The 24,931-nt window shown below is 65.2% G+C and carries 16 protein-coding genes, 2 tRNA genes and 2 rRNA genes; 5 read left to right on the top strand and 15 right to left on the bottom strand.

What is annotated here, in order from left to right:
• Positions 1–2 precede the first annotated feature (2 nt).
• The 6 genes from hutU to ABL843_RS01145 form a co-directional block, all read right to left on the bottom strand.
• The gene (gene hutU, locus ABL843_RS01170; protein WP_126022523.1) at positions 3–1,724 is read right to left on the bottom strand and encodes a urocanate hydratase; all 1,722 of its coding nucleotides are present in this window, start codon (positions 1,722–1,724) and stop codon (positions 3–5) included.
• A 27-nt stretch (positions 1,725–1,751) separates the two neighbouring features.
• Positions 1,752–3,311, bottom strand: a complete 1,560-nt coding sequence (gene hutH, locus ABL843_RS01165; protein WP_418118701.1) for a histidine ammonia-lyase — start codon at positions 3,309–3,311, stop codon at positions 1,752–1,754.
• Between the two features lie 181 nt (positions 3,312–3,492).
• The gene (hutC, locus tag ABL843_RS01160; RefSeq protein ID WP_126022525.1) at positions 3,493–4,230 is read right to left on the bottom strand and encodes a histidine utilization repressor; all 738 of its coding nucleotides are present in this window, start codon (positions 4,228–4,230) and stop codon (positions 3,493–3,495) included.
• A 10-nt stretch (positions 4,231–4,240) separates the two neighbouring features.
• Complete coding sequence (locus ABL843_RS01155; RefSeq protein ID WP_418118700.1) at positions 4,241–5,026, bottom strand: ABC transporter ATP-binding protein; 786 nt, start codon at positions 5,024–5,026, stop codon at positions 4,241–4,243.
• Positions 5,026–5,880: an ABC transporter permease gene (locus ABL843_RS01150; RefSeq protein WP_418120425.1), complete on the bottom strand. Its 855-nt coding sequence runs from the start codon at positions 5,878–5,880 to the stop codon at positions 5,026–5,028. Before ABL843_RS01150 ends, ABL843_RS01155 begins: the two co-directional genes overlap by 1 nt.
• Positions 5,881–5,899: 19 nt before the next feature.
• On the bottom strand, positions 5,900–6,871 hold the full coding sequence (locus ABL843_RS01145) for an ABC transporter substrate-binding protein (protein WP_126022527.1): 972 nt from the start codon (positions 6,869–6,871) through the stop codon (positions 5,900–5,902).
• Between the two features lie 295 nt (positions 6,872–7,166).
• On the opposite strand from ABL843_RS01145, the gene recQ reads away from it, so the two are divergent.
• Positions 7,167–9,059 carry a DNA helicase RecQ gene (gene recQ, locus ABL843_RS01140; RefSeq protein ID WP_418118699.1) on the top strand — a complete coding sequence of 631 codons (1,893 nt, stop codon included), beginning with the start codon at positions 7,167–7,169 and terminating at the stop codon, positions 9,057–9,059.
• Positions 9,060–9,090: 31 nt separating this feature from the next.
• The gene (locus ABL843_RS01135) at positions 9,091–9,972 is read left to right on the top strand and encodes a LysR family transcriptional regulator (RefSeq protein WP_418118698.1); all 882 of its coding nucleotides are present in this window, start codon (positions 9,091–9,093) and stop codon (positions 9,970–9,972) included.
• A gap of 10 nt (positions 9,973–9,982) precedes the next feature.
• Here the strand turns inward: ABL843_RS01135 and ABL843_RS01130 are convergent, their stop codons facing one another.
• The 5 genes from ABL843_RS01130 to ABL843_RS01110 all read right to left on the bottom strand — a co-directional run bounded on the left by ABL843_RS01130 (position 9,983) and on the right by ABL843_RS01110 (position 17,381).
• Positions 9,983–10,975 (bottom strand): tripartite tricarboxylate transporter substrate binding protein, encoded by a 993-nt coding sequence (locus ABL843_RS01130; RefSeq protein WP_418118697.1) that lies wholly within the window; start codon positions 10,973–10,975, stop codon positions 9,983–9,985.
• Positions 10,965–11,801 carry an amidohydrolase family protein gene (locus ABL843_RS01125; RefSeq protein ID WP_418118696.1) on the bottom strand — a complete coding sequence of 279 codons (837 nt, stop codon included), beginning with the start codon at positions 11,799–11,801 and terminating at the stop codon, positions 10,965–10,967. Before ABL843_RS01125 ends, ABL843_RS01130 begins: the two co-directional genes overlap by 11 nt.
• Positions 11,802–11,928: 127 nt before the next feature.
• Positions 11,929–13,134, bottom strand: a complete 1,206-nt coding sequence (locus ABL843_RS01120) for a nucleoside hydrolase (RefSeq protein ID WP_418118695.1) — start codon at positions 13,132–13,134, stop codon at positions 11,929–11,931.
• Between the two features lie 207 nt (positions 13,135–13,341).
• Positions 13,342–14,964: a S41 family peptidase gene (locus tag ABL843_RS01115; protein ID WP_418118694.1), complete on the bottom strand. Its 1,623-nt coding sequence runs from the start codon at positions 14,962–14,964 to the stop codon at positions 13,342–13,344.
• Between the two features lie 92 nt (positions 14,965–15,056).
• Entirely contained in the window at positions 15,057–17,381 is a 2,325-nt protein-coding gene (locus ABL843_RS01110; protein WP_184640546.1) for an ATP-binding protein, read from the bottom strand.
• Positions 17,382–17,497: 116 nt separating this feature from the next.
• Between ABL843_RS01110 and ABL843_RS01105 the strand changes: the two genes are divergently transcribed.
• The 3 genes from ABL843_RS01105 (at position 17,498) to ABL843_RS01095 (ending at position 20,988) form a co-directional block, all read left to right on the top strand.
• Positions 17,498–18,697, top strand: a complete 1,200-nt coding sequence (locus ABL843_RS01105; RefSeq protein WP_184640548.1) for a threonine ammonia-lyase — start codon at positions 17,498–17,500, stop codon at positions 18,695–18,697.
• A 119-nt stretch (positions 18,698–18,816) separates the two neighbouring features.
• Positions 18,817–18,969, top strand: a complete 153-nt coding sequence (locus ABL843_RS01100) for a hypothetical protein (RefSeq protein ID WP_165909630.1) — start codon at positions 18,817–18,819, stop codon at positions 18,967–18,969.
• Between the two features lie 153 nt (positions 18,970–19,122).
• On the top strand, positions 19,123–20,988 hold the full coding sequence (locus ABL843_RS01095; RefSeq protein ID WP_418118693.1) for a phosphoenolpyruvate carboxykinase (GTP): 1,866 nt from the start codon (positions 19,123–19,125) through the stop codon (positions 20,986–20,988).
• Between the two features lie 258 nt (positions 20,989–21,246).
• Here ABL843_RS01095 and rrf read toward each other — a convergent pair.
• From rrf to ABL843_RS01075, 4 genes are all read right to left on the bottom strand, one after another.
• Positions 21,247–21,359: ribosomal RNA gene (rrf, locus tag ABL843_RS01090) — 5S ribosomal RNA — on the bottom strand.
• A gap of 127 nt (positions 21,360–21,486) precedes the next feature.
• Positions 21,487–24,357 (bottom strand): 23S ribosomal RNA (locus tag ABL843_RS01085).
• A gap of 316 nt (positions 24,358–24,673) precedes the next feature.
• Positions 24,674–24,749 (bottom strand) — tRNA-Ala (locus tag ABL843_RS01080).
• 29 nt (positions 24,750–24,778) lie between these two features.
• Positions 24,779–24,855: transfer RNA gene (locus ABL843_RS01075), tRNA-Ile, on the bottom strand.
• Positions 24,856–24,931: the final 76 nt, after the last annotated feature.

The raw sequence follows: 24,931 nt of genomic DNA, 5'->3' as shown, positions 1-24,931 counted from the left end.
CCTCACTTCACCATCGGCAGCTTCAGGCCCTGCTTCTTCGCGGTGGCGACGGCAATGTCGTAGCCCGCGTCGGCATGGCGCATCACGCCCGTGGCCGGGTCGTTGAAGAGCACGCGCTCGATGCGCCTGGCGGCCGCGTCGGTGCCGTCGCACACGATCACCACGCCCGAGTGCTGCGAGTAGCCCATGCCCACGCCGCCGCCGTGGTGCAGGCTGACCCAGGTGGCGCCGCCTGCGGTGTTGAGCAGCGCGTTGAGCAGCGGCCAGTCGCTCACCGCGTCGGTGCCGTCTTTCATCGCCTCGGTCTCGCGGTTGGGGCTGGCCACCGAGCCGGTGTCGAGGTGGTCGCGGCCGATGACGATGGGCGCCTTCAGCTCGCCGTTCTTCACCATCTCGTTGAACGCCAGGCCCGCGATGTGGCGCTCGCCCAGGCCCAGCCAGCAGATGCGCGCCGGCAGGCCCTGGAACGCGATGCGCTCGCGCGCCATGTCGAGCCAGCGGTGCGTGTGCCTGTTCTCGGGGAATAGCTCCTTGATCTTGGCGTCGGTCTTGTAGATGTCTTCCGGGTCGCCCGAGAGTGCCACCCAGCGGAACGGGCCCTTGCCCTCGCAGAAGAGCGGACGGATGTAGGCCGGCACGAAGCCGGGGAAGTCGAAGGCGTTCTTCACGCCCTCGTCGAAAGCCACCTGGCGGATGTTGTTGCCGTAGTCGACCGTGGGAATGCCCATGGCCTGGAAGTCGAGCATCGCCTGCACGTGCACCGCGCACGACCTGGCTGCCGCCTTCTTCAGTGCGTCATGCTGCGAGGCGTCCTTCATGGCGGCCTGCCATTGCGGCACGGTCCAGCCGGCCGGCAGATAGCCGTTGATCAGGTCGTGCGCGGAGGTCTGGTCGGTCACGAGGTCGGGCTTCAGGCCGCCGGCCTTCGCACGCTTCACCAGCTCGGGCAGGATTTCGGCCGCGTTGCCCAGCAGCGCGATCGACACGGCTTCCTTCGCGTCGCAGTGCTGCTTGATGAGCTCGAAGGCGTGGTCGATGTCGCGCGCCTGCTTGTCGACGTAGCGGGTGCGCAGGCGGAAGTCGATGCTCGACTGCTGGCACTCGATGTTGAGCGACACAGCGCCCGCCAGCGTGGCGGCCAGCGGCTGCGCGCCGCCCATGCCGCCCAGGCCGGCCGTGAGGATCCACTTGCCTGCGAGGCTGTTGTTGTAGTGCTGGCGGCCGGCCTCCACGAAGGTCTCGAAGGTGCCCTGCACGATGCCCTGGCTGCCGATGTAGATCCAGCTGCCGGCCGTCATCTGGCCGTACATGAAGAGGCCCTTGCGGTCGAGTTCGTTGAAGTGCTCCCAGTTGGCCCACTTCGGAACGAGGTTCGAATTGGCCAGCAGCACGCGCGGCGCGTTCTCGTGCGTCTTGAAGACGCCGACGGGTTTGCCCGACTGGATGAGCAGCGTCTCGTCGTCGTTCAGCTCCTTCAGCGAGGCGAGGATCTGGTCGAAGCACGCCCAGTCGCGCGCGGCGCGGCCGATGCCGCCGTACACCACCAGGTCCTGCGGGCGCTCTGCCACCTCGGCGTCGAGGTTGTTCTGCAGCATGCGGAAGGGAGCCTCGGTGAGCCAGCTCTTGCAGTTGAGCTCGCTGCCGCGCGGGGCGCGGATCACGCGCGTGGGGTCGTGGCGCGGGTCGGTGGCGGTGTTCAGGGCGAATTTGTCGGGAGCGTTCATGGCGGGTTCTCCTAATCGAGGTGTGTTTTACGAGTGGCTGGGCAGGATGTCGAGCAGCGCGGCCGGCAGCTCGGCCTTCAGCACCCACTGGCGCATGGCTTCGATGTCGGGGGCGAGATAGCGGTCGGTCTCGAGGAAGGCGACCTTCTGGCGGATGGCGGCGAATTCGGCCTCCACGAGGGGCGAGCTCTTGAGCTTGCGTTTGAGTTCGATGCCCTGCGCGGCGGCCATCGCTTCTATGCCGACCACCACTGCGGTGTTGTCGACCATGTCGGCCAGGCGGCGGCCCGCGAAGGTGGCCATCGACACGTGGTCTTCCTGGTTGGCGGAGGTCGGCAGGCTGTCGACGCTGGCGGGGTGCGCGAGCGACTTGTTCTCCGAGGCGAGCGCCGCGGCCGTGACCTGCGCGATCATGAAGCCGGAGTTCAGGCCGCCGTCGCGCACCAGGAAGGGCGGCAGGCCCGACAGGCCGCTGTCCAGCAGCAGCGCGAGGCGGCGCTCGGAGATCGCGCCGACTTCGCTCACGGCCAGCGCCACGATGTCGGCCGCGAACGCGACGGGCTCGGCGTGGAAGTTGCCGCCCGAGATGACCTCGCCCGTGTCCGTGAAGACCAGCGGGTTGTCCGACGCGGCATTGGCCTCGATGACCAGCACGCGCGCGGCGTGCGCGAGGTTGTCGAGGCAGGCGCCCATCACCTGCGGGATGCAGCGCACGGAATACGGGTCCTGCACGCGACCGCAGTCGGCGTGCGAGGGAACGATCTCGCTGCCTTCGAGCAGCGTGCGCACCGCACCCGCCACCGCGATCTGGCCCGGCTGGCCGCGCGCTGCGTGGATGCGCGCGTCGAAGGGCTTGATGGAGCCCTGGATGGCTTCGAGCGACAGCGCGCCCGACATCAGCGCCGAGGCGAATACGTCTTCCGCGCCGAAGAGGCCGGCCAGCGCCAGCGCGGTCGACACCTGCGTGCCGTTGAGCAGCGCGAGGCCTTCCTTGGGGCCGAGCACGAAAGGCTCGAGGCCGATGCGCTTCATCGCCTCGGCGCCGCTGACCACGGTGCCGTCGGCCAGCGTGGCCTCGCCCTCGCCGATCAGCACGCAGGCCAGGTGCGCGAGCGGCGCGAGGTCGCCCGAGGCGCCGACCGAGCCCTTGGCCGGGATGCGCGGCATCACGCCCGCATTGAACAGCGCCAGCAGCGCGTCGGCCAGCGCGGGCCGCACGCCCGAGTGACCGCGCGCCAGGCTCACCGCCTTGGTCGCGAGGATCATGCGCACGACAGGCGCGGCCAGCGGCTCGCCGGTGCCCACGCTGTGCGAGAGCACCAGGTTGCGCTGCAGCTCGGCCAGGTGGTCGTTGCCGATGCGCGTGCTCGCGAGCTTGCCGAAGCCGGTGTTGATGCCGTAGACCACCTGGTCGTTCTCGACGATGTGGCGCACGGCGGCCTCGGCGCGCTGCATACCCTCGCGCACCGACGCATCGAGCGACAGGCGCACGCCGCCGGCCTGGATGCGACGCAGCGTGGCGAGGTCGACCTTGCCGGGCGTGAGGATCAGGGAGGCTTCTGGGTTGGCGGTATGTTTGCTTGTCATGTGAACCTGTCTATACAAGTAGTTGCGAGTGAAATCGAAGCCGATGACGACGTTAAAAAAGACCTACGGCCCTTCGCGGAACACCGCGGAACCGGCTTTGCCGGGCCGCAGGTGTTGCCCCCGGCGAGGGGGTTGGCGAAGCGACACGAAGTGCGCGAAGACTGGGGGAGAGTTCATTGCTTCAGCCGAAGCTGGGGTTGCCGTCGGCCTTGAAGCGGCTTCCCAGGCTGTAGCGTGAACCGGGGTGCAGGCAGCGCACCCAGGTCACAGGGACGTTGCGCGACCAGGTGCGGCGCGTGAGCAGCAGGCAGGGGTCGGTGGGCGTCATCGCGAGGCGCTCGGCCTGTTCGGCGTTGGGCAGCACTGCGTCGACCACGTGCTCGATCTGGTCGAAGGGCACGTTGCGCACCAGGTACTCGCTGGGCGGCGTCGCCGAGAAGTCCTGCTCGAGGTAGTCGGGCACCACCTGCGGGTTGACGAAGCGCTCCTCCAGCTGCACCGGGGTGCCGTTCTCCAGGTGCAGGCACACGCTGTGGAACACCGAGTCGCCGGCGCGCTTGTCGAGCCAGGCGGCCACGTCGGGCGAGGCGGCGAGGCGCTCGACGGCGATCATCTCGCAGCGGTAGTCGTGCCCGCGCTGGCGGATCTCGCTGGCGATGTTCGCGATCTGCAGCAGCGTGGACTGCGGCTTGTTCTCCGCCACGAAGCTGCCGACGCCCGCCACGCGCACGATGCGGCCCTGCTCCACCAGCTCGCGCAGCGCGCGGTTCACCGTCATGCGCGCCATGCCGAACTGCGCGACCAGTTCGTGCTCCGACGGCAGGCGGTGGCCGGGCGGCCACGTCCCGTCCTGGATCTTGCGGGAGATGTGATCCATGACTTGCGCGTAGAGCGCGAGGGTCGGCAGGTCGCGTTTCATCGTGTCTTCGTCAATGCTCCGCCGCGGCCATCGATTCGGCGCGGATTTCTTCTGTCAGGCGCGCCTTGATCTCCATGAACTCCGGCGAGGTCTTGATGGTGTAGCTGCGTGGGTGCGGGAAGTCGACCGCGATCTCGGTCTTGATGCGCCCGGGCCGCGCGCTGAACACCGCCACGCGGTTGGCCATGAAGATCGCCTCGTCGATGTCGTGCGTGACGAACAGCACCGTCTTCTGCGCCGATTCCCAGATGCCCAGCAGCAGCTCCTGCATGAGCACGCGGGTCTGGTTGTCGAGCGCGCCGAAGGGTTCGTCCAGCAGCAGCATCTTGGGGTCGTTGGCCAGCGCGCGCGCGATGGCCGTGCGCTGCTGCATGCCGCCCGAGAGCTGCTTCGGGAAGTGGTTCTCGAAGCCGCGCAGGCCGACCTTGGCGATGAAGAATTCGCTGCGCTCCTTTTGCTCTGCCTCGCTCATGCCGCGCTCGCGCAGGCCGAAGCGGATGTTCTGCGCCACCGTGAGCCACGGAAAGAGCGTGTAGCTCTGGAACACCACGCCGCGGTCGGCGCCGGGGCCTTCGATGCGCTGGCCGTCGAGCAGCACCTGGCCGGTGGTCGGGAAATCGAGCCCCGCCACGATGCGCAGCAGCGTCGACTTGCCGCAGCCCGAGGGGCCAAGGATGGTGACGAAGTCGTTCTCCTTCACCTCGAAGTCGATCGGCTGCAGCGCCTGCGTGCGCTGGCCTTTGGCGCCGGTGAAGACGCGAGAGACGCCCTGGATGGAAAGTTGGTTCTGCGACATCACAGTGCTGCCCACGCGAAGAGACGGCGGTTGATTGCCTTGAAGGCGAAGTCGGACAAAAGGCCGATGACGCCGATCACGATGATCCCGAAGATGATCTGGCCGGTGTTCAGCAGCGCCTGGCTGTCGGTGATCATGTGGCCGATGCCCGAGGAGGAGCCGATCAGCTCCGCCACGATCACGTAGGTCCATGCCCAGCCGAGCACGAGGCGCAGCGTTTCGGCGATGCCCGGCGCCGCGCCCGGAATGAGCACGCGCGCCACGATGCCGCGGCTGTTGGCGCCCAGCGTGTAGGCAGCCTCCACGAGGTCGCGCCGCGCGCCGCCCACGGTGACGGCCACCATCAGCACGATCTGGAAGAAGGAGCCGATGAAGATCACGAGCAGCTTCTGCATCTCGCCCAGGCCCGCCCACAGGATGAGCAGCGGAATGAAGGCCGAGGCCGGCAGGTAGCGGCAGAAGGAGACGAAGGGCTCGAAGAAGGCTTCCACGGCCTTCCATGTGCCCATGGCGATGCCCAGCGGCACGGCGAACACGGCCGCCAGCAGGAAGCCGCCGAACACGCGCCACACGGTCATGCCGATGTCGCCGATGAAGCCGTACTCGGTGAAGAGCAGCCAGCCTTCCTTGACCATGGTCGGCGGACTCGCGAGGAAGGTCGGCGGCACGAAGCCGCCGAGCGTGGCGATGGCCCACACGAGCACGAAGACGACGAAGAAGGCGAGCCCCAGCAGCACGCGGGCGCGCGTGCCGATGGGCTCCAGTGGCGCGAGCGCGCGGCGGCGCGCGGGCGCGACGACAGGCACCGCTGCGGGCCTCGAGGCTGGCGCTGCGGCCACCATGGCGGACGGCATCTGCGACATCTGACAGGCCTTACTTGACGAAACTTGCATCGAAGGTGGCCGAGAGATCTTCCGGCGCTTTGCGGATCACGCCGGCTTCCAGAAGGATGGGCGTGGCTTCCTTCATGAAGCTGGTGAGTTCGCCCGCGAAGAACTTCTGGTTGGCCGCCTTGTCCTGCCAGCGCAGGAAGGCCGACGACTTGGCGAACTGCTCGCCGCTCTGCTTCACGGCGGAGCCCATCAGTTCGTTCGACTTCTCGGGCTCGGCCTTGATCATGTCCAGCGCGTCGAAGTACGACTTGGTGAGCGCGGCGGCGGCCTTGGCGTTGGCCTTGAGCCAGGTGGGCGCGCAGCCGACGGTGTCCATCACCATCGGGTAGTCGAGCGTGGTGGCCAGGATCTTGCCGGCGGCTGGGTTGGCGCGCACGGTCGAGAGATACGGCTCGTAGGTCATGGCGGCGTCGTTCTGGCCGGCCACGAAGGCCTGGGCCGAGGCCTGCGGCGACAGCGTGGTGGTCTTCACGTCCTTCAGCGACATGCCGTTCTTGCTGAGCATCCAGGCCAGGCCGAAGTAGGGCGCGGTGCCGGGCGCGTCCACGCCGATGGTCTTGCCCTTGAGGTCGGAGAACTTGCTGACGTCGCCGCGCACCGCGAGGCCGTCGGCGCCGTAGGACTTGTCCATCTGGAAGATCTGCACGATCGGCACGCCGTTGGCGTTCCAGGCCACGTGCGTCTCGACGGTGGTGGCCGCGCACTGGATGGCGCCGGAGGCCAGCGCGAGGTGGCGGTCCTTCTGCGGGATCATCTTGAGCTCGACGTCCAGGCCGTTCTTCTTGAAGATGCCGGCCTTGTCCGCCAGCGAGAGCGGCGCGAAGCCGGTCCAGCCGGACATGCCGAGCGAGATCTTCGTCAGATCCTGGGCGGCGGCCGTTCCGGCCATGCCTGCCGCACATGCGCCCGCTGCAACCAGCGAGGCGAACTTCACAACTACCGTCTTGACCATGGGTACTCCTGGGTCTGTTCTTTGAGGGAAAAAGGCTCGGCGGCGGGCCCGATGGCCGGGTAACGCACGCCTCGCATTGTTGCTAGGCGCCCCAACTTGTATATACAGGATAACCCGAAAGGCCATTTCTGGTGCATTTGCTTGGGAAATGCACCTTTTTGCTGTCTAGACAGGAGGGACGCAGGACGGCAGCAACCATTGCAAACCTCGTGCCACAGTCATATCTGTGGCGCTGGGGGACAATCGACGGCCGCCCTCTTTCCCCTCCCTTCCGACCTGCCCCCGCCCGCCGCCCGTGTCCTCTCTCGCCCCCCAACCCATCGACATCTCCGGCAGCAGCGCCCCCTCCGACATCCTCCACGAGGTCTTCGGCTATGCGCAGTTCCGGGGGGCCCAGCAGGACATCGTCGCCCACGTGGTGGCCGGCGGCGACGCGCTGGTGCTGATGCCCACGGGCGGCGGCAAGTCGCTGTGCTACCAGATCCCGGCCATCGCCCGGCAGCGCGCGGGCAAGGGCGTGGCGATCGTGGTGTCGCCGCTGATCGCGCTGATGCACGACCAGGTGGGCGCGCTGCACGAGGCCGGGGTGAGCGCGGCCTTCCTCAACTCCACGCTCGACTGGGAAGAGACGCAGGACGTCGAACGCCGCATGCTGCGCGGCGAGATCACGCTGTTGTACGCGGCGCCCGAGCGCGTGAACACGCCGCGCTTCCTGTCGCAGCTCGATTCGCTGAAGGAGCGCGGCAAGCTGTCGCTCTTCGCCATCGACGAGGCGCATTGCGTGAGCCAGTGGGGCCACGACTTCCGCCCCGAGTACCGCGCGCTCACCGTGCTGCACGAGCGCTATGCCGGCGTGCCGCGCATCGCGCTCACCGCCACGGCCGACGCGCTCACGCGGGCCGACATCGTCGAGCGGCTGCAGCTGGAGGACGCGCGCCAGTTCGTCTCCAGCTTCGACCGGCCGAACATCCGCTACACCATCGTCGAGAAGAAGGACGCCACCACGCAGCTGCTGCGCTTCATCGAGCGCGAGCACGAGGGCGACGCGGGCGTGGTCTATTGCCAGTCGCGCAAACGGGTGGAAGACGTGGCGGTGCAATTGCGCGACGCGGGCATCAACGCCCTGCCCTACCACGCGGGCCTCGACGCCGCGGTGCGCCAGCAGCACCAGGACCGCTTCCTGCGCGAGGAAGGCATCGTGATGGTGGCCACCATCGCTTTCGGCATGGGCATCGACAAGCCCGACGTGCGCTTCGTCGGCCATCTCGACATGCCCAAGAACATCGAGGGCTACTACCAGGAAACCGGCCGCGCCGGCCGCGACGGCGGCCCCGCCGACGCCTGGATGGCCTACGGCCTGCAGGACGTGGTCAACCAGCGCCGCATGATCGACGAGAGCCCCGCCGGCGAAGAATTCAAGCAGGTGATGCGCGGCAAGCTCGACGCCCTGCTCTCGCTGGCCGAGGCGAGCGACTGCCGGCGCGTGCGCCTCTTGGGCTACTTCGGCGAGAAGAGCACGCCCTGCGGCAACTGCGACAACTGCCTGAACCCGCCGCAGGTGTGGGACGGCACCGATGCCGCGCGCAAGCTGCTGAGCACCATCTACCGCGTGCAGCAGTTGAGCGGCATCAGCTTCGGTGCCGGGCACATCATGGACATCCTGCGCGGCAAGCCGACCGAGAAGGTCAAGCAGTTCGGCCACGAGCGCATCAGCACCTTCGGCATCGGCGCCGAGTTCAGCGAGGTGGCGCTGCGCGGCGTGCTGCGCCAGCTGATCGCCACCGGCGCGCTGGCGGTGGACGCGGAGGCCTTCAACACGCTGAAGCTCACCGAGGGCTCGCGCGCCGTGCTCAGGGGCGAGACGCCGGTGACGCTGCGCGAATCGGTGTCGTCGCCCGCCGAGCGCAAGCCCCGGCGCGAGAAGGCCGCCAAGGGCGCGCCGCCGCCGGCCGCCGCCAAGCTCGACGAGACGGGCCGCAAGCGCTTCGACGCGCTCAAGGCCTGGCGCGCCGAGGTGGCGAAGGAGCACAACCTGCCGGCCTACGTGATCTTCCACGACGCCACGCTGGCGGCCATCGCCGAGCGCGCGCCCGCCTCGCTGGAGGACCTGCAGGGCATCAGCGGCATCGGCACCAAGAAGCTCGAGGCCTACGGCAGCGAGGTGCTGCGCGTCTGCGAAGCCTTCTGACGGCCTGAAAGAAGAGAACAGGGGCGCCGCCGTGGACACCCGCCAGATGCGCTGCGTCGTCGCGATCGCCGAGGCGGGCAGCCTCACCAAGGCGGCCGAGCGGCTGGGCCTGGCGCAGCCGGCGCTCACGCAGACGCTGAACCGGCTCGAGAAGGAGCTCGGCACGCCGCTCTTCACGCGCACGCGCCGCGGCGCCCTGCTCACCGATGCGGGCCGGGCCGTCATCGACGACCTGCGCGCCAGCCTGGCCTATGGCGACGCCGCCACCGAGCGTGCCCGCGCGATGGGCGCGGGCCGCGCGGGACGGCTCACGATCGGCTTCGTCACGCATGCGGTCTACGAGGTGCTGCCGAATGCGCTGCGCCGGCTGCGCGCCGAGCATCCGCAGCTCGACGTGGTGCTGCGCGAGATGAGCAACGCCGAGCAGGTGGCGGCGCTGGAAGGCGGGCGCATCGACATCGCGCTGCTGCATCCGCCGGTGTCGGTCACGGCGCGGGTGCACGAGCTGCGGCTGGGCGAGGAGCCGCTGATCGCCGCGCTGCCCGCCGCGTGGCCCTTGGATGCGGACGGCTGCGTGTCGCTCGCCGATGTCGCGCGGCACGGCCTGGTGTGGTTCCCGGAGCAGCAGATTCCCGCCCTGCGCGCACAGCTGCTGGGCGCGCTGCGCCGCGCCGGCCACGAGACGCGGGTGGTGCAGGACGCCAATCGCACGCTGACGGTGCTGGCCTGCGTGGCGGCCGGGCTGGGCTGGTCGCTGCTGCCGCGCTCGGTGCGCGCGCTGCGGCACGAAGGCGTGCGCTACGCCGAGGTGCGCGACGGCGCGGGGCTGCCGGCCTTCGAGCTGTCGGCGCTGTGGCTGGCGCGCTCTCGGCCCACCTTCGCCGACGCGTTCGCGGCCATGCTGCGCGGCTGAGGCTGCGGCCTCAATCGAGCTGGATCTTGTTGTCCTTCGCGAGCTTGGTCCACTTGGCGATCTCGGCGCGGCGAAAGCTGTCGAGCTCGGCGGGGCTGGAGCCGATCACCTCGGCGCCCAGCGCTTCGAGCCGGCTGCGCACTTCCGGGTCCTTGAGCGCGGCGGCGAATTCCTTCGACAGGCGCTCCGCCAACGGCGCGGGCGTGCCGGCCGGCACGAACACCGCGTTCCATTCGTAGACCTCGTAGCCGGGCAGTCCGGCCTCGGCCACGGTGGGCAGCTGCGGCAGCGCGGGCGCATGCGCCTTGCCGGTCACGGCCAGCGGGCGCAGCTTGCCGTCCTTGATGAAGGGCATGCTCGAAGCCAGGCTGGCGAAGAACACCGGCACATGCCCCGACATCACGTCGGTGAGCGCCGGGCCGCCGCCCTTGTAGGCCACGTGCGTCATCTGCACGCCCGCCATCGATGCGAACAGTTCGCCCGCGAGGTGCTGCGCCGAGCCGTTGCCCGAAGACGCGTAGTTGATGCCGCCCGGCTTCGCCTTGGCCTGGGCGATCAGGTCGGCAACGCTCTTGAACGGCGCCGACGGGTTCACCACCAGCACGTTGGGCACCTTCACCAGCAGCGACACCGGCGCCAGTTCGCGCAGCGTGTCAAAGGGCATCTTGCGCAGCGCCGGGTTCTGCGCATGGTTGGAGGCGTCGAGCAGCACGGTGTAGCCGTCGGGCGCGCTCTTGGCCACGAGGTCGCCGCCGATGGCGCCACCCGCGCCGCCGCGGTTGTCGATCACCACCGGCTGGCCCAGCTTCGCCGAGAGCCTGGGCGCCACGATGCGCGCCACCGCGTCGACCGTACCGCCCGGCGGATAGCTCACGACCAGCCGCACGGGCTTGGACGGCCACGCCTGGGCATGCGCACCCAGGCTGCCCATCAGCAGGGCTGCGCCGGCGAGCGCGAGCGGAACGGCGCGCAAGAGCCGCGCGCGGGTGATTTCATTGGTCATCTCTGATGTCTCCTGTCTTGAACTTGAAAAGCAGCGCCGGCGTGTCGACCAGGATGCGTCGGCGCACGGCGGCGTCGGGCACCCAGCCGGCGAGCGTCGCGTGGGCGGTTGTGTAGTCGGCGATCTCGCGGTGCTGGGTGTGGGGCCAGTCGCTGCCCCACATCAGCCGCTCGGGGCCGAAGGCTTTCAGCAGCGCCTGCGCGGCGTCATGCGCGCAGGCATCGGTGGACGCGGGCCAGTTGCGGTAGGCGGCCGAGAGCTTGACCCAGATGCGCCCGCAGTCCGCGGCGCCGAGCAGCCAGGCGAAGCCTTCATCGTCGGCGGGCGCCGATGCGGGACGGCCGAAATGGTCGACGACCAGTGCGCATCCGGCATCGAGCACAGGCTGCGCGGCCAGCGCGAGGTCGCGCGATTCGCGATGCAGCTCCACATGCCAGCCCAGCGCATTCACGCGGGTGAAGAGCCGTTGCCAGTCGGGCCGGGCGAGATCGGGCAGCGGCATGCCCACGATATTGAGGCGGATGCCGACGATGCCGGACTCGGCCATGGCCTGCAGCGTGGCGTCGTCCACCAGCGGATCGACCACCGCGACGCCGCGCAGGCGGGCGGGGGCCGCGCGCAGCGCGTCGATCAGGAAGCCGTTGTCGGTGCCGAGGAAGCTGGGCTGCACCAGCACCCCGTGCGAGACGTCGTGCGCATCGAGCAGCGAGAGGTACTCGGCCAGCGTCGCCTCGTAGTCAGGCGCGTGCCGGCGCGTCGCCGCCAGGGGCAGGCCACGCGCGAACACATGGGCGTGGCTGTCGATGGCGGTGATGGGGGAAGGCACGGCGGCGTCTCTGTCGGAATCGTTGTGCGTCCGCGGGAAAGCGGACGTGGGCGAGTATCCGAAGGACGGCGCCTGCCGGGAACGGGTCTCCCGGTTGCGTTTGGATAAGCGCGGCTTATGACGCCGCTCAGTTCGACGTCAGGGGCAACACCACGGGCACGGGCCGCGTGAGCAGGTCGACGTAGAGCTCGAAGAAGCGCGCGTTGTCGAACTTCTTCACCACCGTCATCTTCTGCAGCGTCGGCCCCGCGGGCTGCGAGGAATAGCCGATGGAGCGGCCGTTGTCCGCCGCGCCCGGCTTGGCGATGACGTCGACGTAGCGGTCCACCGTCTGCGTGGCGTAGCTCGGGTCGATCAGGTAGGCCAGCGTGAGCGTGTCCCAGATGTTCTGCGTGTAGTTCGGGTTGGTCTCGAAGCCGTTCTTGCCGTCGAAGCCGTAGCCGTTGAGCTTCTGGAACACGTCGGTCACGGCCGTGGGCTTGGCCGGGTGCGCGACGCGGTCGAAGATGGGCTTGGTGAGGAACACGGTGTCGGTCACATCCAGCGGCACCACCACCTGCGGAATGGGCAGCCGCACCACGAACTGCGCCGCGTCGGGGTCGAACCACCAGTTGAACTCGGCCGCCTTGGTGGTGTTGCCGGGCACGTCGATGGCGCCGCCCATGTAGATGATCTTCTTGATGAGCGGGACGATCTCGGGGTTCTGCTTCACCGCGAGCGCGACGTTGGTGAGCGGGCCGATGGCCAGGATGGTGATCTCGCCGGGGTTGGCCTTCACGGTGTCGACGATGAAGTCGACAGCCGTCTTGCGCTGCACCACCGTGTGCTTCGCGAAGCCGTCGGGCGAGGGCTTGAGGTCGGCGTCGGTCTTGGGCTCGGGGCCGCCCCAGGCGCCGAGGTAGCCATCGCCGCCGGCACCGGCGGCCATCTCGGCCTCGACGTCGGCAAAGGTGTGGTTCAGCGCGTAGTTCGCGCCCGAGTAGATGCCGATGCGGTCGCCCACGCCCAGGCGCTCCACCGACATCAGCGCGTCGGCCACGCCCTGCTTGAGCCACTGGTTGCCCGAGACCACGCTGATGCCCATGACCCGCACCTTGCCCTCGGCCTGCAGCTGCGCGGCCATCACGCCGAGCTGGCCGTCGTCGCTCATGGTGTTGTAGTCGCTGTCGATGATGATCTTCTGCGGACCGGCGCTGCCGCCGCCCGATCCACCACCGCCCCCAGCGCCCCAGCCCGGACCGAGGCCGATGCCCGAGCCTCCGTTCCCGCCGCCTCCGCAGCCCGCCAACGTCGTGATGACGGCGATCAACATCGCCCCGATCCATTTGCGCATCGTGTCTCTCCTGGTACTAGGAAGTTGGTTCTCAGGTGGGCCAAGTCCTGCCGCTCCGAGATACAAACGTTTGCGCAAAGCTTTGCGCAAACGTTTCACCCACTCTACGGCGCGAGCGACGGGGGTGGCAAGCGCCAGCGCTAGGGGTTTTCCGCGAGCCGAAGGAGGCCCTGGCAGCGCTCAGAACTGCTCGGGCGGCGCGGTGTCTCAGGCCGGATCGGGCACGCCGACCAGGCGGTTCTCGCGCAGCGGCGAGCGGCCTCGCAGATAGGGCTGCTCCGCTTCAGGCTCGGCCGCCTTCTCCAGGCCCTGCACGGTCGTCTTGGCGGAGACGGAACAGGAGCCCGAGCTGCGCAGCGCGAGTGCGGCAGCGAGCCGCGCCTCGGCCTTGTCGCCGAGCTGGTGATTGAAGTCGTCGGCCACGACACAGCCGGCATTGGGCGCCATGCCGTCGCCGTAGTCGCCCTCGCCCTTCTGGTTCACCCCCTTGAACTGGATCGCGAAGTAGGTGGTGCCGCAGTTGTCCTGCGGATAGAAGCCATAGGGCTTGCCGCAGGTGGTGCCGCCGACGAGATTGACGGTGACGCCCACGCCGCGCAGGCTGTTGACGACCGACTCGCTCGCCGAGCAGGTGTCGGGACCGGTGAGCACGGTCACGCGCGAGAGGCCCAGCGTGGGCAGCGCCTGGCCGCTGCGGCTGGTGGCCGTGAAGGGCGTGAGCGTCTGCGCGACCGTGAGGTGGAACGGGTTCTTGTCGTTGAAGACCAGTTGCTCGAAGGTCTTGCCGGCGGTCACCGACGGCGACGCGATCATGTAGGCCAGCCGGCTGGCGATGAGCAACTGGCCGCCGCCGTTGTAGCGCATGTCGAGCACCAGGTCCTGGATGCCAGCGCCCTGCTTGAAGGTGTTCACCGCATTGATGAGCTGGGTCTCGGACGTGGTGATGTGGTCGTTGAACAGCAGATAGCCCACGCGGCCGCTGCCGGTGTCGATGACCTGCACGTTCTGCACCGGCGTGCTGGTGATCTTCGCGGCCGTCAGCTGCACCGGCGACTGCGCGACGCCGTTCACCTCGAAGGTGAAGGTGTGCGATTCGCCGATGGCCTTGGGCGAAAGCGCCCCGTTGATCGCGTTGACGTTGGCCGTGCCGGTGCTGCTGACGACGTTGATGCCGTCGATGGTGAGGATCTTCGCGCCGCGCAGCAGGCCAGCATTGGTGGCGGGCGAGTTCGGCTCGACGAAGGCGATGCGGATGTCGCGCGGCGGCGAGCTGCGTATCGCGGCCGTCTCCATGCCGTAGCCGGCGGAGACGCCGCCCTGCGTGAGCTGGCGGTACACCTCGGTGTCGTAGGTGAAGTGGAAGCGGTCCTTGGCGCGGCCCGAGGGCGTGGTGGCCGTCGTCTTGAGCACATTGAACCAGGTGATGGGCGTGGCGTAGTCGGCGGCCTTGAGGGTGGTGGGCACTTCGCCGTACCAGAGGTAGGTTTCGTCGATCCAGCCGCGCACCCAGCTTTTTTCATTGTCGAGCGTGCCGCCGCGGTCGGGGTAGGCCGCATTGGTGTCCGGGTTGATGCCGCTGCGCGGCGATGCGCACAGTCCCGCGACGGTGGCCGAGGCGACGATGCCGTCGCCGCTGCTCGGGGGAGTTGTTGCCGGTGGTGTCGTGGCGCCGGGGATCAGGCCGATCGGCAAGCCACCGCCGCCGCCGCCTCCTCCACCGCCACCGCAGCCCGCCAGAAGGAACGCGGCAGCGAGCGCCGCGCCGGCGGCAGCCCATGCACCTGGAAGCGGCAGCCGCCGCGCGTCGTCGACCTTGCGAGATCCCACCATGCGCTCCTCCTCGTGCCCGCGATGGCGGGCGGATGTTTTCGTTCTGCGCGGCGACGGCCGCCCGCGCCTTCGGCTTGCCGCTGGAGCCTGAGCTACTGCACGAAGCCCATGCCGCGCGATTCGCGCACTTCGGGCTTGATGCGGTGCTCGGCTTCGAGCTGGTCCAGGAACTCGCTCGCGGAGAACTCCGTGGCCAGGATATCGGTCTGCCTTTTCACCGCCGCGAAATCGCCCGGGCACAGCTGCCCCAGCGCTGCGAGGCGCGAACGCATGGCAGCCGTCATGAGCTCGGCGTCGCCCGCGAGCGCCTCGGTGACGAACATGCGCTCGCGCTGCGCCGCGGTGAGCGGCATGAACTTGATCTTGAAGGTGAAGCGCCGCAGCGCCGCCTGGTCGAGCCGGTCGAGCAGGTTGGTGGTGCAGACGAAGACGCCGTTGAAGCGCTCCATGCCCTGCAGCATCTCGTTGACCTCGGTGACCTCGTAGGTGCGCTGCGCGCCGCGCCGGTCCTGCAGGAAGCTGTCGGCCTCGTCGAGCAGCAGCACCGCCTTTTCGGCCTCGGCCTCGCGGAACATGGCGGCCATGTTCTGCTCGGTTTCGCCGACGTACTTGCTCATGAGGTCGCTGGCCTGCTTCACGATGAGCGGGCGGCCGATCGAGCGGGCGATGTGCTCTGCCAGCGCCGTCTTGCCGGTGCCCGGCGCGCCGTAGAAGCACAGCGTGCCGTGGCCACGCGCCTTCAGCGCCTCGACGATGCGCGGGATCTCGAAGCGGGTCTCGACGTTGAGCATGTCGAGGTCGTAGGTGGTGACGCTGCGGCGTTCGCCGCGCGCGGCATCGGCGGTGCCGAGCGCGAGGTCGGCATTGCGCAGCTGGCGTTCGATGAGCGCTTCCATCGAGGCGCCTTCGGCGCCGGCCAGTCCGGCGAAGCGCACCGCCGTACGGATCTGCGCGGGCGTGAGGCCCTTGCGCCCCGCGAGCTTGGCGGTGAAGGCTTCGGACACGACCACGCCTTCGAGCGTCTTCTTCACGAGCTGCTCGCGCGCGCCGGGCGGCGGCGACTTGAGCTCGAGGTGATAGGCGAAGCGCCGGCGGAAGGCCGGGTCGATCTGCTCGATGCGGTTGGTGACCCACAGCGTGGGCACCGGGTTGGCTTCCAGGATCTGGTTGACCCAGGCCTTGCCGCTCACGCTGCCGCTGGTGGGCGCGGGAATCTGCTCGGCGCGTGCCATGAACTGGGCGGCCTCGGTGCTGATGGGCGGGAACACGTCCTCGACCTCGTCGAACAGCAGCGCCGCCTGTGCGCTGCCCTTGAGGAACACCTGCGCGATCTGCAGAGAGCGGTAGCGGTCGCGGCCGCTGAGCGAGTTGCCGTCGCGGTCGGCGTACTCGACTTCGAAGAGCTCGAGCCCGGCGGCCTGCGCCACGACCTTCGCGAGCTCAGTCTTTCCGGTGCCTGGCGGGCCGTAGAGCAGCACATTGACGCCCGGCTCCTTGCGCGCGACGGCGGCACGCAGCAGCGTGACGAGCATCTGCGCGTCTTCCTGCACGAAGGAGAAGTCCTGCGGCGTGAGCGCGCTCTTGGCCGAGGGACGGGTGAACACGGCCATCAGCTCGTTGTGGTCGCGGTACTCGCGCATGAGCACCGGCGGCAGCTTCTCGCTGACCTTCATGAGGTCGGCGAGGTCGGTGATGTTGTGCTCGGAGATGAGGTTCTCGACGAGCCCGATGCGCTCGAGCCGCGAACCGGCGCGCAGTGCCTCGCCCACGTCGCTCGCGTTCACGCCGGCGATGTCGGCGATGGCGGCATAGGCCTCGGGCGCGTTGTTGACCTTGAACTCGACCAGCAGCGAGCGCAGGTCGCGCTGGTAGCGCGCGAGCGTGCCGTACAGCAGCAGCGCACGCTCGGCCTTGTTGAGCTGCAGCAGGCCCGCGAGCGCGTCGATGTTCTTCTCGACCAGCGTCGATTGCTTGCGCAGCGCGTGCGTGAGCCAGTCGCGCGTGACGGCCAGCACCGAAAGCAGGTCCTTGGGCTGGTCCTTCGCGTATTCGTCGAGATAGAAGAAGAGCGTGCCTTCCTCGTACGGGCCGCGCCACACGCCGTGACGCTCCAGCAGCGTGCGGCCGTCGAAATCTTCGACGCCCTTCCAGGCTTCGTTGCCGGCACAGCGTCGGCCGAGGAATTCGCGCAGCCGCTGCAGTACCGCGGCGGGCCACACGAGATGCCGCCCGGTGAGCGAGAGCAGCCCGTTGATATCGCGCCGCACGTTGAAGCGCGGCCCCTGCTTGGCTGCGAGCGTGAGCACGAAGTGCGAGCACATGAGCTCGAGCACCGGTGCCTCCTTGAGTCCGGGCGACGGCAATGCCTGCCCGCGTACCGCAGCAGCCACGACATCGACACCCGCACGCTTGACCATCAGGCAACCTCCAACGAGGACAATTTCGGAGAGACCATAACGCAGACTTTTGGCTTCGGGAAGACCGTGAAACGGGAAAAACCCTGATGGGTGCGATTCCAGCCACAATGCGCGCCATGGTCGGAATCCAGGAAATCGAACGCGCCGCGGCGCGGCTCCAGGGGCAGGTGCTCAACACGCCGTGCGTGGAGTCGCGCACCCTTTCGGAAATCGTCGGCGCTCAGGTGTTCCTGAAATTCGAGAACCTGCAGTTCACATCCTCGTTCAAGGAGCGGGGGGCATGCAACAAGCTGGTGGATCTTTCCGAGAACGGTACACGCGGAGTGATCGCCATGTCTGCCGGCAACCATGCGCAGGGTGTGGCCTATCACGCGCAACGCCTCGGGCTTCGGGCGCTGATCGTGATGCCGCGGTTCACCCCAGGCGTGAAGATTGAACGCACGCGCGGCTTCGGCGCCGAGGTGGTGCTGCACGGCGACACGCTGGAAGCGGCGCGCACCCATGCTTTCGAGCTTGCGCAGCGCGAGGGGCTGACCTTCGTGCATCCCTACGACGACGAGGCGATCATCGCCGGCCAGGGCACCGTGGCGCTGGAGATGCTCGACGCCGTTCCCGATCTCGACGCGCTGGTGGTGTCGGTCGGTGGCGGCGGGCTGATCGCGGGCATGGCAGTGGCCGCGCGCGAACGCAAGCCGGACATCGAGATCGTCGGCGTGCAGACCACGCGCTTTCCGGCGATGGTCAACGCCGTCAAGGGTACCCACCATGCGCAGGGCTCGAGCACCATCGCCGAAGGCATCGCGGTCGGTACACCCGGTGTGCTGACGCAGCAGATCATCGCGAGCAAGGTCGACGACCTGCTGCTGGTGGATGAAGGCGATATCGAGCAGGGCGTGCTGATGCTGCTGGAGATCGAAAAGACCCTGGTCGAGGGTGCGGGTGCCGCCGGACTGGCGGCGCTGATACGGCACCCCGAGCGCTTCCGGGGCAAGCGCGTGGGTCTGGTGCTGTCGGGTGGCAACATCGATCCGCTGCTGCTGGCGGCCATCATCGAGCGCGGCATGGTTCGGGCGGGGCGGCTGGCGCGCATCCGGGTGAGCGCACGCGACGTGCCGGGCTCGCTGGCCCACATCACGGCCACTGTGGCCGAAGCGGGCGCTAACGTCGACGAGGTTCATCACCAACGCGCCTTCACCATGCTGGCGGCGCAGAATGTCGATGTCGAGCTGGTCCTGCAGACCCGCGGACGGGCCCACCTGGCCAGCGTGCTGTCCGCGCTGAAGGACGCCGGCTTCGAGGCCGAAGAGCAGCATTGAGCTGCAAGATCAAGCCCGCAAGGCGCTGTTTGGGGGCTCGCATCCCCCTAGAACGGCTCCGGACGGCCCGCCGGTAAAATGCCATCAGTTTGTCAATTGCGTATTCGAGGAATTTCCCGATGTCCAATCCCACTCCCGTCGAGCCGAGCCACAGCGCGGCCGTCGAACATGACGCTGTCGAGTCGGTCGTTCACCTGATGCCGCTGGTGCTTCCGCTGGCTGGCGGCGTGCTGATGCTGCTGCTGGCATCCATCGCCGTCTACATGGCCTGACGCTGACAGGCGTTAGCGCCTTTGTCCGCGGGCGGTGCGGCCCGCGCTGACGCAATCTCCCGAAGCGAAACGTTTTCTCAAACGGACCTCCGTGCCTGAGCTGGCGCGGCGTCCCGTTCGGAAAGACGATTTTTCAACTTAGGAGATTTTCCGATGAACGCACCCACGATGAAGGGCCTCACCATTCAGGCGCCCTCATACGTCAAGAACGCGAAACTGATTGCCTGGGTGGCCGACATGGCCGCGCTGTGCAAACCCGAAGCCATCCACTGGTGCGACGGAAGCAAGGAAGAGTACGACCGCCTGTGCCAGCAACTGGTCGACGCCGGCACCTTCAAGAAGCTCAACCCCGCCAAGCGGCCCAATTCCTTCCTCGCGGTGTCCGACCCGAGCGACGTCGCGCGCGTGGAAGATCGCACCTACATCTGCTCCGAGCAGAAGGAAAACGCCGGCCCCACCAACAACTGGATGGCTCCCGCCGAGATGCGCGCGACCCTGCAGCCGCTGTTCGACGGCTGCATGAAGGGCCGCACGATGTACGTCGTGCCGTTCAGCATGGGCCCTCTGGGTTCGCCGATCGCGCACATTGGCATCGAGCTCTCCGACTCCCCCTACGTGGCGGTCAACATGCGCATCATGACCCGCATGGGCAAGGCCGTTTACGACGTGCTGGGCGCCGACGGCGAGTTCGTGCCCTGCGTGCATACCGTGGGTGCACCGCTCGAGCCTGGCCAGAAGGACGTGTCCTGGCCGTGCAACAAGACCAAGTACATCGTTCACTACCCCGAGACGCGCGAGATCTGGAGCTACGGCTCGGGCTACGGCGGCAACGCGCTGCTGGGCAAGAAGTGTTTCGCGCTGCGCATCGCCTCCAACATGGGCCGCGATGAAGGCTGGCTGGCCGAGCACATGCTCATCCTCGGCGTGACGAGTCCCGAGGGCAAGAAATACCACGTGGCGGCGGCTTTCCCCAGCGCCTGCGGCAAGACGAATTTCTCGATGCTGGTGCCGCCTGCGGGCTTCGAAGGCTGGAAGGTTACGACCATCGGCGACGACATCGCCTGGATCAAGCCCGGCAAGGACGGTCGCCTCTATGCGATCAACCCGGAAGCTGGTTATTTCGGCGTGGCGCCCGGCACCAACATGCTGACCAATCCGAACTGCATGGACAGCCTGCACCACGACGTGATCTTCACGAACGTGGCACTCACCGATGATGGCGACGTGTGGTGGGAAGGCATGGAGCAGGACACCAAGACGCTGCCCGAGCATCTCACCGACTGGCAAGGCAAGGACTGGACCCCGCAGATCGCGAAGGAAACCGGCGCCAAGGCTGCGCACCCGAACTCGCGTTTCACCGTGGCCGCGACGAACAACCCCGCGCTGGACGATGCTTGGGACGACCCGAAGGGTGTGGCGATCGACGCGTTCATCTTCGGTGGCCGCCGGTCGACCACCGTGCCGCTGGTGACCGAGGCCCGCAACTGGGTCGAGGGTGTCTACATGGCAGCGACCATGGGTTCGGAGACCACCGCTGCAGCAGCCGGCCAGCAAGGCGTGGTGCGCCGCGACCCGTTCGCGATGCTGCCCTTCATGGGCTACAACATGAGCGACTACTTCCAGCATTGGCTCGATCTGGGCAAGAAGCTGGAAGCTGCTGGCGCGAAGTTGCCGAAGATCTACACGACCAACTGGTTCCGCAAGGGAGCTGATGGCAAGTTCGTCTGGCCAGGCTATGGCGAGAACATGCGTGTGCTGAAATGGATGATCGATCGTGTCGAAGGTAACAAGACCGAAGGCGTGGATCACATCACTGGTGTGAGTCCGCGCTATGAGGATCTGAACTGGACTGGCTTGAATTTCAGCGCGGAGCAATTCGCTACTGTTACGAGTATCGACAAAGCCGCATGGCAAGCCGAGTTGAAGCTGCATGCGGAGCTGTTCAAGCAGCTTGAGCATCATCTCCCGAAGGAGCTTCCGGAGACGAAGGCTGCGATTGAGCAGCGCTTGGCTGCTTGATAGCAAGCTGCTTCCAAAAAAGCAAAGGCCCGATGGAAATCCATCGGGCTTTTTTATTTGTGCGCACTTCTCAGCAGAGCGGCATAGGCTATCAGTCGGTTGACTGCAGGGTTGGTGCAGTTAGCGCCGCGAGTAATTCAGTTCTCGCAGTCGCTGTGTAGCCCGTTTTAGTCCGTCTCCTGGCGTTTTTTCTTGTTTGTGCTGTGCAAAGCAAAAACCCCCGATCGCGATGGACCGGGGGCTTTTGGGGCTGTAAGAGCCTGACGATGACCTACTTTCACACGGGAACCCGCACTATCATCGGCGCTGAGTCGTTTCACTGTCCTGTTCGGGATGGGAAGGAGTGGGACCAACTCGCTATGGTCATCAGGCATAAAGGGTTGTCTGGTTGATCACGCGATCAACCAAACGAATTCATAGAGTTTGGAATCAGTTTTGGCGAATTGTTTTGAATGCGTCAACTTGGCATAACACCTTGATCTGACTGATCAAAGTTATAGGGTCAAGCCGCACGAGCAATTAGTATCAGTTAGCTTAACGCATTACTGCGCTTCCACACCTGACCTATCAACGTCCTGGTCTTGAACGACTCTTCAGGGGGCTCAAGGCCCCGGCAGATCTCATCTTGAAACGAGTTTCCCGCTTAGATGCTTTCAGCGGTTATCTCTTCCACACTTAGCTACTCGGCAATGCCACTGGCGTGACAACCGATACACCAGAGGTGTGTCCACTCCGGTCCTCTCGTACTAGGAGCAGGCTTCCTCAAATCTGCAGCGCCCACGGAAGATAGGGACCAAACTGTCTCACGACGTTTTAAACCCAGCTCACGTACCTCTTTAAATGGCGAACAGCCATACCCTTGGGACCGGCTACAGCCCCAGGATGAGATGAGCCGACATCGAGGTGCCAAACACCGCCGTCGATATGAACTCTTGGGCGGTATCAGCCTGTTATCCCCAGAGTACCTTTTATCCGTTGAGCGATGGCCCTTCCATACAGAACCACCGGATCACTATGTCCTGCTTTCGCATCTGCTCGACTTGTCAGTCTCGCAGTTAAGCACGCTTATGCCATTGCACTATCGTCACGATGTCCGACCGTAACTAGCGTACCTTCGAACTCCTCCGTTACGCTTTGGGAGGAGACCGCCCCAGTCAAACTGCCTACCATGCACTGTCCCCGATCCAGATAATGGACCTAGGTTAGAACCTCAAACACACCAGGGTGGTATTTCAACGTTGGCTCCACAAGATCTAGCGACCCTGCTTCAAAGCCTCCCACCTATCCTACACAGATCTGTTCAAAGTCCAATACAAAGCTACAGTAAAGGTTCATGGGGTCTTTCCGTCTTTCCGCGGGGAGATTGCATCATCACAAACATTTCAACTTCGCTGAGTCTCAGGAGGAGACAGTGTGGCCATCGTTACGCCATTCGTGCAGGTCGGAACTTACCCGACAAGGAATTTCGCTACCTTAGGACCGTTATAGTTACGGCCGCCGTTTACTGGGACTTCAATCAAGAGCTTGCACCCCATCATTTAATCTTCCAGCACCGGGCAGGCGTCACACCCTATACGTCCACTTTCGTGTTTGCAGAGTGCTGTGTTTTTAATAAACAGTCGCAGCCACCGATTTTTTGCAACCCGTTCATGCTCCGTTGTTCACTTCACACTAATAGGGCACACCTTCTTCCGAAGTTACGGTGTCAATTTGCCGAGTTCCTTCTCCTGAGTTCTCTCAAGCGCCTTAGAATACTCATCTCGCGCACCAGTGTCGGTTTGCGGTACGGTCGTTGTTAGCTGAAGCTTAGTGGCTTTTCCTGGAACCTCGTTCAATCACTTCACCAGCAAGCTGGCTCGATCGATGGCCTCGGTATATGTGCACCGGATTTGCCTAATGCACGCCTACATCCATCTAAACCGGGATATCCAACACCCGGATGACCTATTAAGATCCGTCCCCACATCGCACTAACAATCGGTACAGGAATATTGACCTGTTTCCCATCAGCTACGCATCTCTGCCTCGCCTTAGGGGCCGACTCACTCTACGCCGATGAACGTTGCGTAGAAAACCTTGCGCTTACGGCGAGGGGGCTTTTCACCCCCTTTAACGCTACTCATGTCAGCATTCGCACTTCTGATACCTCCAGCACGCTTTACAACGCACCTTCACAGGCTTACAGAACGCTCTCCTACCACTTGCAATAAATTGCAAATCCGCAGCTTCGGTAACTGGCTTAGCCCCGTTACATCTTCCGCGCAGGACGACTCGATCAGTGAGCTATTACGCTTTCTTTAAATGATGGCTGCTTCTAAGCCAACATCCTGACTGTTTTAGCCTTCCCACTTCGTTTCCCACTTAGCCAATTTTAGGGACCTTAGCTGGCGGTCTGGGTTGTTTCCCTCTTGAGTCCGGACGTTAGCACCCGGTGCTCTGTCTCCCAAGCTGTACTCTTCGGTATTCGGAGTTTGCCTTGGTTTGGTAAGTCGCCATGACCCCCTAGCCAAAACAGTGCTCTACCCCCGAAGGTAATACTTGAGGCACTACCTAAATAGTTTTCGGAGAGAACCAGCTATTTCCAAGTTTGTTTAGCCTTTCACCCCTATCCACAGCTCATCCGCTAGTTTTGCAACACTAGTCGGTTCGGACCTCCAGTACCTGTTACGGCACCTTCATCCTGGCCATGGATAGATCACTTGGTTTCGGGTCTACACCCAGCGACTGATCGCCCTATTCGGACTCGATTTCTCTACGGCTTCCCTATTCGGTTAACCTTGCCACTGAATGTAAGTCGCTGACCCATTATACAAAAGGTACGCAGTCACCCTTGCGGGCTCCTACTTTTTGTAAGCACGCGGTTTCAGGATCTATTTCACTCCCCTCCCGGGGTTCTTTTCGCCTTTCCCTCACGGTACTAGTTCACTATCGGTCAATGATGAGTATTTAGCCTTGGAGGATGGTCCCCCCATATTCAGACAGGATTTCTCGTGTCCCGCCCTACTTGTCGTTAGCTCAGTACCACACAGGTCATTTCACGTACGGGGCTATCACCCGCTATGGCCAGCCTTTCCAAGCTGTTCCGTTATGTCTTGTGCTATCACTAACAGGCTTCTCCGATTTCGCTCGCCACTACTTTCGGAATCTCGGTTGATGTCTTTTCCTCGAGCTACTGAGATGTTTCAGTTCACCCGGTTCGCCTCGTTACCCTATGTATTCAGATAACGATACCTTTCGGTGGGTTTCCCCATTCGGAAATCTCCGGATCAAAGCTAATTTGCCAGCTCCCCGAAGCTTATCGCAGGCTATCACGTCCTTCGTCGCCTATCATTGCCAAGGCATCCACCACGTGCTCTTATTCACTTGACCCTATAACTTTGACGTTTCCTCACGGAAACCAAAGTCAATCAAGGAATTGCCAGGTCTTTCACCTGACGCGTTATGCCGTCTTCAAAAATCGATTTGATTCGAAATTGAAGTTTCTTTTGACGCAATCAAAAATTCTTGCTGCTGATGGCACGGTCCGCACTAAACCTTTACGAATGTACGGTTTCCATCAGCAGCGCTGATTCGACTCTATGAATTTTTAAAGAACAGCCGATTGATCAAGAGATCCTGATCAACAACAAAGAAGCCTCATGCTTTCGCAGGAAGCCGCTTTGGTGTTGAGTAAGCATCGAGTTGTTGGTGGAGGATGACGGGATCGAACCGACGACCCCCTGCTTGCAAAGCAGGTGCTCTCCCAGCTGAGCTAATCCCCCTCAACTCTCACACGAGATATCAGAAGATTTGGTGGGTCTAGTTGGGCTCGAACCAACGACCCCCGCCTTATCAAGACGGTGCTCTAACCAGCTGAGCTACAGACCCATATCGATGACCTTGACGATCTCGACTTCTTCCAACAACCGATAAGTGTGGGCGTTTAAATTAAATTGCCTGTTTC

The sequence above is a fragment of the Variovorax sp. 350MFTsu5.1 genome (assembly GCF_048302515.1).
GTDB classification, from domain to species: domain Bacteria; phylum Pseudomonadota; class Gammaproteobacteria; order Burkholderiales; family Burkholderiaceae_C; genus Variovorax; species Variovorax guangxiensis.
The sequence above is the reverse complement of the archived record's forward strand: the minus strand, read 5'-3'. Positions and strand labels throughout refer to the sequence as shown.